Here is a 1,312-nt window from a genome sequence, read left to right on the forward strand (position 1 = left end):
AGACGGCATACGAGGTGTCTTAGGGTCTCGTGGGCTCGGAGATGGGTATAAGAGACAGGGAACGGAGGCGGGGCCGGAGGTGGTCAGGATGACGCTGGCCCGGCCGCTTCCGCTGCGGGTCGGCGACCGGGCCTTGCTGCGGTGCTCGGGGCGGTCGATCGCGAGCGTCCTGATCCTCGACGTACGCCCGCCGCCGCTCGACCGCCGGGGTGCGGTCGCGAGGCGGGCGGTGCAACTGGCACCCTTCGCCGCCCCTGACCAGGCCGGCCGGGTACCTGACGCGGCCACGGTGCTGGGCTGGCGGGGGGTGGCGCGCAGGTCCGAGCTGGCCGCCATGGGGTGCGACCTCACGGGGCTCGACGTGCCCGGCGCGGGGGAGTGGATGGTCGATCCCGGGCACTGGGCGGAGCTGGTGGAGCGGCTCCGCGCGATCGTGGCGGATCAGCCGGGCATCCCGGTGGACGCCGCCCGCAGCGCTCTCTCGCTGCCGGCTCATGAGCTGGTCGAAGCGCTGGTCCGGGCGAGCCCGGCGCTCCAGGAGTCCGGCGGGCGGATCGACGCAGGCGGCGTGCCCGAGGCGGTCGTCCTCGCGGTCGGGCGGCTGCGTGCCGAGCTCGCGGCGGATCCGTACCGGGCTCCTGAGGCGGCCCGGCTGCCCGGGCTCGGGCTCACCCGGCAGGTGGTGGCGATGGCCGCCCGCGCCGGGCTGGTGCTGCGGCTGGCCGAGGGGCTCGTGCTGATGCCGGGAGCCGACACCGCCGCCGCTCGTACGCTGGCCGCGCTGCCGCAGCCGTTCACGGCAGGCGACGCGCGGATCGCGCTCGGCACCAACCGGCGTGTCGTGATCCCGCTGCTGGAGCACCTCGACCGGCTCGGCCTCACCCGGCGCATCGATGATCGGCTCCGTGTCGTCACAGGGAAGTCGCATGACGGGAACGCATGAGAGCGCCGGGACGCCGGGACCTGCCGAGCGGGTCAGAGTCGGGGTGGTGCTGCCTCGGCCGGGCGACCTAGGGGAGTGGCTGTCGGAGGCGGTGGCGTTCGAGGCGGCGGGGGCCGACGCGCTGTGGCTGGATCACGGGGCCGAGCCGCCGCTCGACCCGCTCATTCTGACGGCCGCGCTGGCCGCGGTGACCTATCGGGCGCTGCTGGTCGCGGCCGTGCCCGAGACGGCCGGGTCGCGGGCGCTCGCGACGGCCGAGCGGCTGAGCCGGGGCCGCCTCGCCCTCATCATCGCCGAGGACGCGGGGGCGGGGGGTGACGAGGAGGTGCAGCGGCTCACCGGGCAGGGTGCTGTCTCTTGTACACATCT

2 protein-coding genes are annotated in these 1,312 nt (G+C 75.2%); both read left to right on the plus strand.

Annotated features, from left to right (window positions below; translation table 11 throughout):
* The first annotated feature begins 88 nt into the window (after positions 1-88).
* Positions 89-943 carry a SelB domain-containing protein gene (locus ETD85_RS62255; protein WP_138699090.1) on the plus strand — a complete coding sequence of 285 codons (855 nt, stop codon included), beginning with the start codon at positions 89-91 and terminating at the stop codon, positions 941-943.
* A partial coding sequence (locus ETD85_RS62260) for an LLM class oxidoreductase (protein ID WP_170247515.1) occupies positions 927-1,312 on the plus strand: 386 nt, incomplete at its 3' end. The genes ETD85_RS62255 and ETD85_RS62260, both read left to right, overlap by 17 nt.

This window comes from Nonomuraea zeae (assembly GCF_005889725.1).
GTDB lineage: Bacteria > Actinomycetota > Actinomycetes > Streptosporangiales > Streptosporangiaceae > Nonomuraea > Nonomuraea zeae.

Coding starts and splice junctions, on each gene's coding strand:
- ETD85_RS62255 (WP_138699090.1), top strand. CDS start 89: ATGACGCTGGCCCGGCCGCTTCCGCTGCGGGTCGGCGACCGGGCCTTG.